Here is a 13,350-nt window from a genome sequence, read left to right as displayed (position 1 = left end):
TTTCCCCGATTCCGCACGGCTCCAAGGGAACTGACGCCACACAGGAACTGCAGCTCTGCGGCACAGACCCCTCGTACGCCCCCTGTCGGAGCGCGCGGCGACGCGAGCATCATGGCGTGGGCTCGCGGGCACGCGCGGCGCGGGCTTCAGCGGGCCCGGGGCAGGCGAGCGAAGGGGCGAGCGAGCGATGGGCACTCAGACCGTGCAGGCGCCGGTACGACCCGTGCGGACCAAGCACAAGGGCCGGGTGATCGTCGACTGGCTGACGACCACCGACCACAAGAAGATCGGCCATCTGTATCTGATCACGTCGTTCCTGTTCTTCCTGCTCGGCGGGTTGATGGCGCTCCTGATGCGCGCCGAGCTGGCCAGGCCCGGGCTGCAGCTCATCGACAACCAGCAGTTCAACCAGCTCTTCACGCTGCACGGCACGATCATGCTGCTGCTCTTCGCCACCCCGGCGTTCGCGGGCTTCGCCAACGAACTGATGCCGTTGCAGATCGGCGCGCCGGACGTCGCCTTCCCCCGGCTGAACATGCTGTCGTACTGGTTCTATCTGTTCGGCGGCCTGATCGTCATCAGCTCGCTGCTGGTGCCGTCCGGGCCCGCCGACTTCGGCTGGTTCGCCTACGCGCCGCTCAACAGCCTGGAGCGCTCCCCGGGCATCGGGGGCGATCTGTGGATCATGGGCCTCGCGCTGTCCGGGTTCGGCACGATCCTCGGCGCGGTCAACTTCATCACCACCATCATCGGGATGCGCGCGCCCGGCATGACGATGTTCCGGATGCCGATCTTCGTGTGGAACACGCTGTTCACGTCGATCCTGATCCTGATGGCGTTCCCGGTGCTCGCGGCGGCGCTGCTGTGCCTGGAGGCCGACCGGCGGTTCGGCTCGCACATCTTCGAGGCGGCCAACGGCGGTGCGCTGCTGTGGCAGCACCTGTTCTGGTTCTTCGGCCATCCCGAGGTGTACATCATCGCGCTGCCGTTCTTCGGCATCGTCAGCGAGATCATCCCGGTCTTCTCCCGCAAGCCCATGTTCGGCTATCTGACGCTGGTCGCGGCGACGATGGCGATCACCGGTCTGTCGGTGGTGGTGTGGGCGCACCACATGTTCGCCACCGGTGCGGTGTTGCTGCCGTTCTTCTCCTTCATGAGCTTCCTGATCGCGGTGCCGACAGGCGTCAAGTTCTTCAACTGGACCGGCACCATGCTCAAGGGCTCGCTGTCCTTCGAGACACCGATGCTGTGGTCGGTGGGCTTCCTGGTGACGTTCCTGTTCGGCGGCCTGACCGGGGTGATCCTGGCCTCGCCCCCGATGGACTTCCACGTCACCGACACCTACTTCGTCGTCGCGCACTTCCATTACGTCGTCTTCGGCACCGTCGTCTTCGCGATCTTCGCCGGGTTCTACTTCTGGTGGCCGAAGTTCACCGGGAAGATGCTCGACGAGCGGCTCGGGAAGATCCAGTTCTGGACGCTGTTCGTCGGCTTCCACACCACGTTCCTGGTGCAGCACTGGCTGGGCGCGGAGGGCATGCCCCGCCGGTACGCCGACTATCTGGCCGCCGACGGCTTCACGGCGCTCAACACGATCTCGACGATCGGCGCGTTCCTGCTCGGCATCTCGACGCTGCCGTTCCTCTACAACGTCTGGAAGACGGCGAAGTACGGCGAGAAGGTCGAGGTCGACGACCCCTGGGGCTACGGCCGTTCGCTGGAGTGGGCCACGTCCTGTCCCCCGCCGCGGCACAACTTCACCACTCTGCCCCGGATCCGCTCGGAGTCCCCGGCGTTCGATCTGCACCACCCCAAGTTCGCGGCACTCGCTCCAGAGCCCGAGAAAGCCGGTCCCGAGCAGTCCTGATCGCGTCCGTGAGCTCGACGGGCTCCAGCACCTCGAACTCGAAGCCCAGCAGCATCACATGGATCACCATCACATCGAGGCCGGCGGCCCCGGTGCGCAGCAGACAGCTGCGCGGGCCCTCGGGCTCCAGCACGCCGGCCGTGGGCGAGATGCGCTCGGCGGCCTCCCGCAGGGGCACCAGCAGCCGGACCAGGGCGTGGGTGGCGTACGCGCGCGTGGAGACGCCCTGGGAGACATAGGCCGCGAGGTCGTCGGCCGGCGGGCGGCGCGGGGTGAAGCGGGGGCCGTGCGGGGGCTTGGGCGTGATGCGGTCGACGCGGAAGATGCGCCAGTCGTCCCGGTCGAGGTCCCAGGCGACCAGGTACCAGCGGCGCTCGGTGCACACCAGGCGGTGCGGCTCGGCTCGGCGAGCGCTGAGCGTGCCGTCGTGGCCCCGGTACTCGAAGCGCAGGAGCTCGGCGTCCCGGCACAGGTGGGCCAGTTCGGTCAGGACCCCGGGGTCCACGGCGGCGGGCTGGACGCGCAGCATCGGCACGGTGAACGCGTTCAGGGCGCTGACCCGGCGGCGCAGCCGGTTCGGCAGGACCTGCTCCAGCTTGGCCAGGGCCCGTACGGAGGTCTCCCCGATGCCCTCGATACCCTGTCCCGCGGCCGTGCGCAGCCCTACGGCGACGGCGACCGCCTCGTCGTCGTCCAGGAGCAGGGGCGGCAACTCGGCGCCCGCGCCCAGCTGGTACCCGCCTCCGGTGCCGGGACTGGCGTTGACGGGGTAGCCGAGCTCGCGCAGCCGCTCCACGTCCCGCCGGACCGTACGGGGGGTGACACCGAGACGGTCGGCGAGTTGAGCGCCGGACCAGTCCCGGTGGGCCTGGAGGAGCGAGAGCAGGCGCAGCAGTCGTGCCGAGGTCTCCAACATGGCGCCGAGTCTGCCAGCGCAACCGGACAGTAACGGTCCGCAATGCTCAACTCATCGATAGAGATAGACAAGTCGCTGTCACGACGGTCAGCATCGCCCTCGTTCAGGGCGTGTAGGACAACTGCGGCACGTCGAAGCACGTGCTGTCCATATCGCCTTGGGACACCCAGCCCCGGCCGTCCTCCCAGCGGGCCACGGACAGACACGTCCGGCGGGTCTTGGGCGGCTCGGCCAGCCGCTCGAAGCGGACGGGGAGCAGCAGGCCGTCGGCGGTCCAGCCCTGGCTGCGGCTCATCCAGTCGTCGACGCACGCGCGCGTGACGCCCGTTTTCGCGCAGGACCGCGCCGCCTCGGTGAACCACTGCGCGGCGGCCCATCCCTCCAACTGCCACTGCGCGTGCGTCTTCAGGCCCTCGGTGGCATCGCGGAACTCCCGTACGGCCTCATGCTCGGTGTCGTCGAAGTTGCGGCTGGAGCCGGTCGCCCACAGGGCGTTGCGGCAGCGCGGGGCGTCCTTGTAGTCGTCCTCGACGGCCGAGGTCCAGTTCTGTACGTTCGTCACCTTGGCGGTGATCTCGACACCGGCATCGTCCATGGCGGCGCACAGCCGGGCGTTGCCGTGACTGTCGATCGCGTCGAAGACGAGGTCGGCGCCCTGTTCCTTCAAGTCGGCCGCGACAGCACGGAAGTTGGGCAGCGCGAAGTCGACCTGCTCGGTGACCACCTTGTAGCCCTCGGCCTTCAGACCCCGCTCGACGAGCCGCGCGTAGGCGGCGGACGCGGCCTGGTTGTAGGAGACGACGGCGGCCGTACGGGCGCCGTGCTCACGCTTGAAGTAGCGGTAGACCTCGGTGCCGCCGTACAGCTTGCCGTCCCAGCCGACCGTGCCGTTCCTGGGCGCGAGGCTGCCGTAGATGCCGTACAGGTGCGGCCAGGTGTCGTAGGCGGCGCCGATGGGCTGGCCGCCGATGTCGGGCACGCGCGCGCGTGAGACGCGGGCGGCGCCCGCGTAGTCGAGGGCCGTGGTGGCGACCAGGGCCACCACCCGGTCCTCGTTGATGAGCTGGTGCACGCACTCGTTGTTGCCGACGCCGCTGCCGCCGTCGTCGCACAGACGCACCTCGACCGGGCGGCCGTCGATGCCCCCGCGCGCGTTGAGCCGCTCGAAGTACGCCTTCGCCCCGTCGCGCGGGCCGGTGAAGGCGTTGCCGCCGACCGGGCTGGTGGCGCTGGTGATGATGCCGACCCGGATCGGGGCGCTGTCCCGCGCGGGGGTACCGCGCTCACGGTCCTCGAAGTCGCTCTCCGGCAGGCGGCTGCCGCAGGCCGCGCTCAGGACGAGCAGCAGCACCGCGACCGCGGCCTCAGCAGCCCGGGACCGGCGAGGCCGAGCCATTGCCGCTCAGTTGCACCAGCGCGCACAGCGTCTTGGCGGACACCTTCCAGGTGCCGTCCTGCTCGACGGCCGTCCCCGCGGCATCCGGCAGGGCGGTGGCGCCGTTCAGGGTGAGCGTGTACGTCACGTCCGCCTCGGTCGGCGAGGTGAAGGCGACCTCGGTGACCTGGGCCCCGACCTGTCCGCCGCGCTCGTCGCCGCTGAACGCCTGGAGCACCGGGGCCATCTGCTCACCGTTCTCCAGGACGGTCTGCTTGTCCTTCAGGGAGGTCTTGGGGTCGAAGAACCTCTGCCAGTTCTGCTTGACCTCCCGCTCGGCCGCCCCCACGTCGGCCGGCGCCGTCGCCGCGGGGGCGCTCGTCGTCTGCTCGACCGAAGGGCTGGGCGGGGTGGCGTCGCCGCCGCCGCCCTCGTCGTCGCTGCAGGCCGCAAGGGCCGGGGCGAGGAAGAGGAGCAGGGCGGCCGCCAGTGCCGTACCCCGTCCCGTGTTCCGCCGACTGAGGTCGCTCCCGAGAACCATCTGGCTCACCACCGGGTGTCGGTCCGGGCCGGGTGCGCCCGGTGCTTTCAGGGTCAGCTGACAGAAGGCATAGTGCAAGCCATCGGCTGACATGGACAGGCATGTGCACGGGTGAAGCCAGAGGAGCCAGACATGCGGACAGCCCGACTGCGGACCGTGCACCCCGTCCTGTGGGCCGGCTGGGCCGCGCTCGCCGCGGGCGCGGTGCTGTGCGTGCTCGGCTGGTACGGGGTGTCGGGCGAGCGGTTCGCCGAACGGCAGCTGCCCTATCTGGCGTCCTGCACGGTCCCCGGCGCCGCGCTGATCGTCTCCGGGGCCGTCCTGCTCACCCATGGCCGCAACGCGCTCGCCGCCACGCGCGTGGAGGAGCTGTACGGCCTTCTCGTGGCCGCGGAACCGGCCGACGCCGAGGCTTCGGGGCAGCTGGTGAGCGCGCCGCTCGCGGTCAGCGGGGACCGGCTGATGGTGCCGGGCGGCACGCTGTACCACCGCGCGGACTGCCCGCTGGTGGCCGGGAAAGCGGAAGCGGTACCGGTGGATGCGAAGCTGGTCAGGAGCGGCGAGCTGGGCCCGTGCCCGATCTGTGAGCCCGCCGAAGCGGACGACTGATGTCCTCACTGACGTACGACCTCACCCTGGCCGGCCTCTCGGTCGGCAGCGCCGCCGCGCTCACCGGGATCGGTCTGGTCGTCACCTACCGCGCGACCGGCGTGCTCAACTTCGCGCACGGCGCCATCGCGATGGTGTGCGCGTACGTCCTGCGGCAGTGCGTGGTGGAGTGGGGCTGGCCGCTGTGGGCGGGGGCGACGGTGACCCTGCTGGTCCTGGCGCCCGCGATCGGAATGGCGCTGGAACGGTTCGTCTTCCGGCCGCTGTCCGTCCTCGGCAGTGATCCGGCGCAGACCCTGGTGGCGTCGATCGGTGTGTTCGTGCTGCTGGTGGGCGGGGCGGCGCTGCTGTGGGGGCAGGGGGCGCGGGACGACGCGCCGGAGCTGCTGGTGTCGGCCGACCCCTGGGGACAGCTGGCGGTGGCCCTCGTGCTGGCGGCGGCGGTCGGTTCGGTCGTCCGGTGGACCCGGTTCGGGCGGGAGCTGCGGGCCGTCGTGGACGACCGGCAGCTGGCCGTGCTCGGCGGGATCGACGCGGACCGGGTAGCCGCGGCGGGCTGGGCGTTCGGCTCGTTCACGGCGGGCCTGACGGGCGTACTGCTGGCGCCGTACGTCCGCCTCGACCCGTACGGACTGCCGCTGCTGGTGATGGAGGTGGTGGCGGTAGCGGTGGCCGCGCGCATGCGGAGCCTGCCGGTCGCGGTGGTGGCGGCGCTCGGCATCGGCGTGGCGCAGAGCCAGTTGACGCGCCTGCACCCGCAGGGCTGGGGCGAGCCACTGCTCCAGGCGGTCGGCGCGAACCTCTTCGTGGTGGCCCTGCTGATCGCGGCGCTGGCCCTCCCCCGCATCGGCACGCGCGACGCGCTCCCCCGCACCGCCACCGCGCGTGTAGCGACCCCGCCGGGTGCCTGGATCGTGGCGGTGGTGCTGTTCCTGCTGCCGCTGGGCTTCGCGGGCTCGGACCTGCACACCTCGGTCCAGGTGCCTGCGCTGGGTGTCGTACTGCTGTCCCTGGTGGTGGTCACCGGCCGGGGCGGCCAGATCTCCCTGGGCCAGGCGGCGTACGCGGGCCTGGGCGCCCTCTTCACGGCCCTCCTGGCGGCGGGCCGCTTCCCTGGCCTGCCAGGCATGCCGGAGCTGGCGGCCCTTGCGCTGGCGGTGGTCCTGGTGGCCCCGCTGGGCCTGCTGACGGGCTGGCCGGCGATCAGCCGCAGGGGGCTGGCCCTCGCCCTGGCGACGTTCGCGGTGGGCGTGGGGGTGAGCCGCTTCGTCTTCGCCCAGCCGTACGCGACCTCGGGCCTGACCCTGGGCCGCCCGGCGGGCTTCGAGGGCGACCGCGCGTACTACGTCCTGGAGCTGGTCCTGCTCGGGGCCGCCCTGCTGGCGACTCGCGCCCTGCGCAGGGGCCGCACCGGCCGGGCCCTGGCGGCGATGCGGGACGACGAGGCAGGCGCCTCGGCGTCGGGGGTCCGGGTCCCGACCCTGAAACTCCTGGCCTTCGTCTCGGGCGCCGCCCTGGCCGCCCTCGGCGGCGGCATGCTCGGCATGGGCCTACGAGCCTTCGACCCGGCCGCCTACGACCCGGTCCGGGGCCTGCTCTGGTTCGCCGCGGTAGTGGTCCTGGGCGCGGACAGCACACTGGGCGCGCTGGCGGCGGCGGCCCTGCTGGTGGGCCTGGACGCAGGCGCGCGGGGCGGCGTCGCAGCGGCCCTGATCGGCGTACTGGCGGTGCTGGTGGGCCGGTTCCCCGGGGGGCCGTACGAGGCGTTGCGAAGCGCGGCGACGAGGCTACGGCCGGCGGGAAGGGCGAGCCTGACGGAACGGGGAACGGCTGTGCGGGCGACGCTGCGACAACGTCGGCCGCTCACTGCGGAGGAGGCGCAAGAGAGCCTGCCCCGGAGCGGAGGGCCGGAGACGACGGGGACCAGCAGCCGGCACCCGGCAGAACGGCGACGCGAACCAGCAACGCCAAGAAGCCCCGCCACCCCATCCACGGCCCCGCCGAAGGCACCCACCCGCCCAGCCGCAGCCGCAGCCGCCGACGGCGGTCAACCCCCACCAGGGCCGCCCGCACCCGACCACGAAAGCCGCACGGGTGGTGCGGGTGGGAAACAAGACCCGGCCGAAGGCCGGGTGCTCACCACCCACGACCTCCAAGCCGACTACGGCGCGTACAAAGCCCTCACCGGCATCGACCTCGACGTACCCCCCGCCCGGATCACCGCCGTCGTCGGCCCCAACGGCGCAGGCAAAAGCACCCTCTTCCACTGCCTCGCAGGCACCCTGCGCCCCACCCGAGGCCAAGTCCGCTACGGCGACCGCGACATCACCGACCTCCCCGCCCACAGCCGCACCCGCCTCGGCATCGCCCGCACCTTCCAGCAACTGGCCGTCTTCCCCTCCCTCACCGTGGCCGAAAACATCCGCGTAGGCGCGGAACAGGGCCGCATCGACGACCCGACCGCCGTGCACCGAACCCTCCGCCTGCTGGGCCTGGACAACGTACGAGACGCCCCCGCCGCCGACCTCCCCACCGGTACCCTCCGCAGAGTCGAACTCGCGAGAGCCCTGGCCGGCACCCCCCGCGTACTGCTCCTGGACGAACCCGCGGCAGGCCTGGACACCGCCGAGGTCACCGCGCTGGCCCGCATCCTGAAGGCCCTCGCCGCCGACGGCACCGCCCTCCTCGTCGTGGAACACGACCTGGACCTGGTAGCCGACCTCGCGGACGTCGTGCACGTCATGACCGCGGGCCGCATCATCGCCTCCGGCCCCCCGGCCCACGTCCTCGATACACTCGGCGCCCAGGAGACCCCCGTATGACCATCTCCCTGCGCCACGCGCGCGTGCGCTACGGCCCCCTGGAGGCCCTGCACGGCATCACCCTCGCCGCACCCGCCCCCGGCCTCACCGTCCTCCTCGGCCGCAACGGATCAGGCCGTACGACCGCCCTGCGCGCCCTGGCCGGAACCGTCCCGCTGTCCGGCGGCGCGGTGGTGTGGGACGGCGCCGACGTGACCCGCGTACCTGCGTACGAACGGGCCCGCCGCGGTCTGTGCCTGATCCCGGAACGGCAGGCGGTCTTCGGCTCCCTGACCGTGCGCGAGAACCTCGAACTCACCGCCCCCGCCTACGAGCCGGCCCTGGACGCCTACCCCCGCCTGGAGCAACTGCTCCCCCGCCGCGCCGGCACCCTCTCCGGCGGCGAGCAGCGCATGCTGGCGCTCTCCCGCGCCCTGCTGGCCCGCCCGCGCGTGGTGCTCGTGGACGAACCGGCGCAGGGCATGGCGCCGGCGGTGGCGACCCGGACGTACGAACTCCTGGCCGGCCTGGACGCCTGCGTGGTCCTCGCCGAGCAGCGGCTGCCGCCCGTCCTGCGCGACCACCCGGTGCTCGTGTACGAACTGCGCCGCGGTGCCGTCGTGTTCAGCGGCGAGGCGGCTGAGCTGCGGGCTTCGCCAGAGGCGGCCCGAAGAGCGCGGTGGACCGGGTCGCACCCTTCGGAATGACCAGCAGCATGTCCGGCATCACCCGGTCCGGAGAGCTGCCGACCGTCTTCTTGTTGGCCTTGTAGAGGGCCTGCCACCCATCCTTGATCCCGTACTTGCGGGCGATCGACGAGAGCGTGTCACCGGATTTCACCGTGTGCATGCGCCCCTTGAGGCCGTACCGCTTCGAACACACGGGCCAGGCCCCCCACCCCTGCCTGGCCAGTACCTCCTGCGCGACCGCGATCTGCTGCTCGCGGGTGGCGAGATCCGCGCGCGGGGCGTACTTCAGACCGCCGAACTCCTTCCATGTGGGCTGCCAGAACTGCAGTCCGCCGTAGAAGCCGTTGCCGGTGTTGATGTGCCAGCGGCCGCTGCTCTCGCACTTGGCGATACAGCCCCAGGGCCACTGGTCCTTGGCGCAGTCGTAGGGCACGCGCGTGGCGGGCGGTCCGGGGGCCGGCGGCGGTGCCGCGTGGGCGGTGCCGGGGGCGAGGACGGAGAGCAGGGCGGCCGCGAGGGCGAGCGTGATCGGCATGCGGAACATCGGCCCACGCTAAGCAGCGCGGCGCGCGAGGCCGTCCCGGCGCGTCGGTGCGCCGAGGGACCCCACCCGGTCGGCGGACCGACGGGCGGGGCCCCGTGCCCGGTGAGGGGGAGCCGCGCTCAGATGTCGAGGCGCTGGCCGGGCACGATCACATCGGGATCACCGCCGATGACGGCCTTGTTGGCGGCGTAGAGGCGCTGCCAGGTGGTCCCGTGCCGGGCGGCGATGCCGCTCAGGGTGTCGCCCTGGCGCACGACGTAGTCGCCGCGGGAGGAGCCGCGGTCGATGTGGGCCGAGGAGCGCTCAGGCGCCTTCGGCGGGGCCGCCTTCGTCGTCACGGAGCCTGCGGCGGGCGCGCTGCCGTACGCCCCGGCCCGCGCCGAGCAGGTGGGCCAGGCGCCCCATCCCTGGGCGCGCTGGACCTTGGTGGCGACGGCGATCTGCTGGTCCTTGCTCGCCCGGTCGGCCGTGGCCGCGTAGGCGCCGCCGCCGTACGCGCGCCAGGTGCTCGCGGAGAACTGGAGTCCTCCGTAGTAGCCGTTGCCGGTGTTGATGTGCCAGTTGCCGCCGCTCTCGCACTGGGCGATGCGGTCCCACACTCCGCCGTCCGCCGCGGTGGCGTTGCCGGTCACGGCCAGCAGTCCGAGCGGGGCGAGCAGGGCGGCCCCGGCGAGAACCGCCGTCGTACGCGTCTTACGGGCGTTGTCGCGAGTGGTATCGGCACAACCAGACATGAAGTTCCCTCTCGACTGACCCGGGCTCCCCCAAGCCGGGGCGCGTTCCGCGCACTGGGTCGCGGTCGCGCTCCGGCCCGTCCGCCGGTGGGGTCGTGCTGCGAGCTGGCTGTGGTGCGGCCGACGGACGTACCCGAGCGGTGCTCTGTGCACACGGCGGAGGAATGTACGGACGGTGACTGCCCGGTATCAACCAACTCCTTGTCATTCCTGGCCAGTTCGCCGTTACCTCGGGTATCAGCGATTTTCGGTCACCCACTTCATGGGCCGATTTCCTGATTTGTCGACCAGTCACCTCCGCGACCTGTGACCCACTTCACGGAACCAACTGCCTTGACCCACCAAGGACTTGACCGGGAGTACCCGATTCCGCGCCAGCGGTGACCGTGCGCGACGGATGGTTCGATTCCGTTCGCCCTGGTGCGTGACTCCCGCCACAGATCAGCCGTTGTCTTCTTCATGAGCCCGGGACCCACCCGGTTCACGAGCCGGGAGCCACCCGGCCCCGCCACGTACCACTTCCCGAGGGAGCCACCCGTGCCGCGCATGCTCGACGTCAGCGACGAGGTACGCGCCGAGATCGGCGACGAAGAAGCCGACCGGCTGCTCGCCGGAGAGAACGCCCCCGGCAGTTACGACTGCACGTCCTGCCGCACCCAGGGCGACTCCGAACAGGAGCGCACCAGCACCGTCCTGTTCATCGGGGACGAGACCGCCGTCCTCGCCTTCGCCCACGCCACCTGCCTGCCCTCGCAGGTCGTGCAGGTCACCGAGGAACAGCTCAAGGGGGCCGTGCGGTCCATCACCGGTGACACGGTCGACCTGGAGCCGGAGAAGGTCGTACCCGAGCAGGCGGTGCTCGGGGTGACCAGCGGACTCGTCCTGATCGCCGGGGAGTTGCACCCGGCGCTCGTGGTGGAACCGACCGGCCCCATCGTCCGGCCCGGGTCCACCGCCATCGGCGACGACTTCCTGCCGCTGCTCATCGAGCAGGGGTTCATGCCGGTGACGGCGATCGAGTCGGTGCCGCCCGTTCTGCACGGATGGTCGGTACTGCTCGCCGTCGGCCAGCTGCACGCCGTTCTGCAGCCCGGCGCCGACGGCGGCCAGCCGGTCGCCTGGTGGCAGGCGCACCAGCCGCTGCAGGTCACCGAGGGGTGGCGGGCCGCGGCCAACAAGCACCAGCAGGTACTGATGTTCGCGGCGCCGGCCGGGACCATCGGGCGCCAGCCTCGGGAGGATCTGCTGCGGGACGCGCTGGACAAGGCTGCGGCCAATGGGAAGTTGGTCGCGTCCGCGCTGCCGCTCGCGGGGACGTGAGCGCCTCCGCGCGCCCCCCAAAGGCCGGTCCGGCGACCGCATCCCTTCATGTAGGCGGTCGTTTGGACATACGTGCACGCATACGATGTTTCTCCATCGGCCACGCCGATCTACGACGCGCTCTACGCCGAGTACGTCAAGTCCTTCCGTACGCTGCCGGGTGACCGCAGCGGCGAGGAGGACCTGGGGTTCACCGCCTTCGGGAACATCCCGCACAGTACGGGCTCGTACGGCGGGTACCGCCCGGGGTCGTTCAGCAGCTCGTACAGCGCCTACAGCGCGGGCGCGCACACTGCCCGGCAGTCGCAGTCGCAGTGGCAGCGCGTCGGACACATCGGGCCTCAGGGCACCGGGCTGCAGCCGGCCCTGCAGCCGGTCCCCCGCAGAGGCATCTGAAAGCGGAGGCATCCGAAACAGGAAGAGGGCGGCCCCGGTTGGGGCCGCCCTCTTCCTGTTCCTGCCTACTTCTTCTTGCCGCGCTTCTCTCGCACCCGCACCGAGATATGGATCGGCGTGCCCTCGAAGCCGAACTCCTCGCGCAGCCGGCGCTCGATGAAGCGCCGGTAGCCGGCCTCGATGAAGCCGGAGGCGAAGAGCACGAACCGCGGCGGCTTGGTGCCGGCCTGGGTGCCGAACAGGATGCGGGGCTGCTTGCCGCCCCGGATCGGGTGCGGGTGGGCGGCGACCAGCTCGCCGAGGAAGGCGTTGAGCCGTCCGGTCGGAACCCGGGTCTCCCAGCCCGCCAGGGCCGTCTCGATCGCCGGGACCAGCTTCTCCATGTGCCGGCCGGTGCGCGCCGAGACGTTGACCCGCGGCGCCCACACCACCTGGCCGAGCTCGGTCTCGATCTCCCGCTCCAGGTAGTAGCGGCGCTCCTCGTCGAGGGTGTCCCACTTGTTGAAGGCCAGGACCACCGCGCGTCCGGCCTCGACGGCCATCGTCACGATGCGCTGGTCCTGCACCGAGATGTTCTCGGAGGCGTCGATCAGAATGACCGCCACCTCGGCCTTCTCCACGGCGGCGGCGGTGCGCAGCGAGGCGTAGTAGTCGGCACCCTGCTGGAGGTGGACCCGCTTGCGGATACCCGCGGTGTCGACGAACTTCCAGGTGACACCGCCGAGTTCGATCAGCTCGTCGACGGGGTCACGGGTGGTGCCCGCGAGTTCGTTGACGACGACGCGCTCCTCGCCCGCCACCTTGTTCAGCAGCGAGGACTTGCCGACGTTCGGGCGCCCGATGAGGGCGATGCGCCGGGGGCCGCCGACAGCGGTGCCGAAGGTCTGCTCCGGGGCGTCCGGCAGCACCTCCAGGACGGCGTCCAGCATGTCGCCGGTACCGCGGCCGTGCAGCGCCGAGACCGGATGCGGCTCACCGAGCCCGAGGGACCACAGATACGCGGCGTCCGCCTCGCCGCTCGGTCCGTCGACCTTGTTGGCGCACAGCACGACGGGCTTGCCCGCCTTGCGCAGCAGTCGTACGACCGCCTCGTCGGTGTCGGTGGCGCCGACCTTGGCGTCGACGACGAAGACGACGGCGTCGGCGGCCTCGATGGCGTACTCGGCCTGGGCCGCCACGGAGGCGTCGATGCCGAGGACGTCCTGCTCCCAGCCGCCGGTGTCGACGACCTTGAAGCGGCGGCCGGCCCACTCGGCCTCGTAGGTGACGCGGTCGCGGGTGACGCCGGGCTTGTCCTCCACGACGGCCTCGCGGCGCCCGATGATGCGGTTGACGAGGGTCGACTTGCCGACATTCGGGCGGCCGACGACGGCGAGCACGGGCAGTGGACCGTGGCCCGCCGCCTCGATGGCGCCCTCGACGTCCTCCAGGTCGAAGCCCTCTTCCGCGGCGAGCTCCATGAACTCCGCGTACTCGGCGTCGCCAAGTGCTCCGTGGTCGTGCGCCTCGCCCGAGCCCTCGGAGGGGATCTGGTCGTTCATGAAGTCCGTACCTCGTT

General features: G+C 71.5%; 12 protein-coding genes. 6 read left to right on the top strand and 6 right to left on the bottom strand.

Features of this window, described 5'->3' with window-relative positions:
- Nucleotides 1–187: 187 nt before the first annotated feature.
- Nucleotides 188–1,867, top strand: coding sequence for a cytochrome c oxidase subunit I (ctaD, locus tag RMT89_RS09515; protein ID WP_315883360.1), 1,680 nt, complete (start codon nt 188–190; stop codon nt 1,865–1,867).
- Here ctaD and RMT89_RS09510 read toward each other — a convergent pair.
- The 3 genes from RMT89_RS09510 to RMT89_RS09500 all read right to left on the bottom strand — a co-directional run bounded on the left by RMT89_RS09510 (nt 1,758) and on the right by RMT89_RS09500 (nt 4,699).
- Nucleotides 1,758–2,783: a YafY family protein gene (locus RMT89_RS09510; protein WP_315883359.1), complete on the bottom strand. Its 1,026-nt coding sequence runs from the start codon at nt 2,781–2,783 to the stop codon at nt 1,758–1,760. The genes ctaD and RMT89_RS09510 overlap by 110 nt on opposite strands.
- Before the next feature lie 103 nt (nt 2,784–2,886).
- Entirely contained in the window at nt 2,887–4,179 is a 1,293-nt protein-coding gene (locus RMT89_RS09505) for an ABC transporter substrate-binding protein (protein ID WP_315883358.1), read from the bottom strand.
- Nucleotides 4,148–4,699: a hypothetical protein gene (locus tag RMT89_RS09500; RefSeq protein ID WP_315883357.1), complete on the bottom strand. Its 552-nt coding sequence runs from the start codon at nt 4,697–4,699 to the stop codon at nt 4,148–4,150. The genes RMT89_RS09505 and RMT89_RS09500 overlap by 32 nt, the downstream gene beginning before the upstream one ends.
- A 132-nt stretch (nt 4,700–4,831) precedes the next feature.
- On the opposite strand from RMT89_RS09500, the gene RMT89_RS09495 reads away from it, so the two are divergent.
- The 3 genes from RMT89_RS09495 to RMT89_RS09485 are packed head-to-tail and all read left to right on the top strand — an operon-like array spanning nt 4,832 to nt 8,816.
- Nucleotides 4,832–5,308 (top strand): hypothetical protein, encoded by a 477-nt coding sequence (locus RMT89_RS09495; RefSeq protein ID WP_315883356.1) that lies wholly within the window; start codon nt 4,832–4,834, stop codon nt 5,306–5,308.
- Complete coding sequence (locus RMT89_RS09490; RefSeq protein ID WP_315883355.1) at nt 5,308–8,130, top strand: ABC transporter permease subunit; 2,823 nt, start codon at nt 5,308–5,310, stop codon at nt 8,128–8,130. The genes RMT89_RS09495 and RMT89_RS09490 overlap by 1 nt, the downstream gene beginning before the upstream one ends.
- The gene (locus RMT89_RS09485; protein ID WP_315883354.1) at nt 8,127–8,816 is read left to right on the top strand and encodes an ATP-binding cassette domain-containing protein; all 690 of its coding nucleotides are present in this window, start codon (nt 8,127–8,129) and stop codon (nt 8,814–8,816) included. The genes RMT89_RS09490 and RMT89_RS09485 overlap by 4 nt, the downstream gene beginning before the upstream one ends.
- Here RMT89_RS09485 and RMT89_RS09480 read toward each other — a convergent pair.
- Nucleotides 8,734–9,342, bottom strand: a complete 609-nt coding sequence (locus tag RMT89_RS09480) for a transglycosylase family protein (RefSeq protein WP_315883353.1) — start codon at nt 9,340–9,342, stop codon at nt 8,734–8,736. The two genes, RMT89_RS09485 and RMT89_RS09480, sit on opposite strands and share 83 nt — an antisense overlap.
- A gap of 119 nt (nt 9,343–9,461) precedes the next feature.
- The gene (locus RMT89_RS09475) at nt 9,462–10,076 is read right to left on the bottom strand and encodes a transglycosylase family protein (RefSeq protein WP_315883352.1); all 615 of its coding nucleotides are present in this window, start codon (nt 10,074–10,076) and stop codon (nt 9,462–9,464) included.
- A gap of 537 nt (nt 10,077–10,613) precedes the next feature.
- Between RMT89_RS09475 and RMT89_RS09470 the strand changes: the two genes are divergently transcribed.
- Together RMT89_RS09470 and RMT89_RS09465 are read left to right on the top strand one after the other, a co-directional pair.
- Nucleotides 10,614–11,396, top strand: coding sequence for a hypothetical protein (locus RMT89_RS09470; RefSeq protein WP_315883351.1), 783 nt, complete (start codon nt 10,614–10,616; stop codon nt 11,394–11,396).
- Between the two features lie 72 nt (nt 11,397–11,468).
- Nucleotides 11,469–11,792, top strand: a complete 324-nt coding sequence (locus RMT89_RS09465; RefSeq protein ID WP_315883350.1) for a hypothetical protein — start codon at nt 11,469–11,471, stop codon at nt 11,790–11,792.
- A gap of 65 nt (nt 11,793–11,857) precedes the next feature.
- On the opposite strand, the gene der is transcribed toward RMT89_RS09465, so the two are convergent.
- Complete coding sequence (gene der, locus RMT89_RS09460; protein WP_315883349.1) at nt 11,858–13,333, bottom strand: ribosome biogenesis GTPase Der; 1,476 nt, start codon at nt 13,331–13,333, stop codon at nt 11,858–11,860.
- Nucleotides 13,334–13,350 lie beyond the last annotated feature (17 nt).

The organism is Streptomyces sp. P17, assembly GCF_032436805.1.
In the GTDB taxonomy this organism is placed as follows: domain Bacteria; phylum Actinomycetota; class Actinomycetes; order Streptomycetales; family Streptomycetaceae; genus Streptomyces.
Note: the sequence above shows the minus strand (reverse complement) of the source record. Positions and strands in the feature narration are given on the sequence as shown.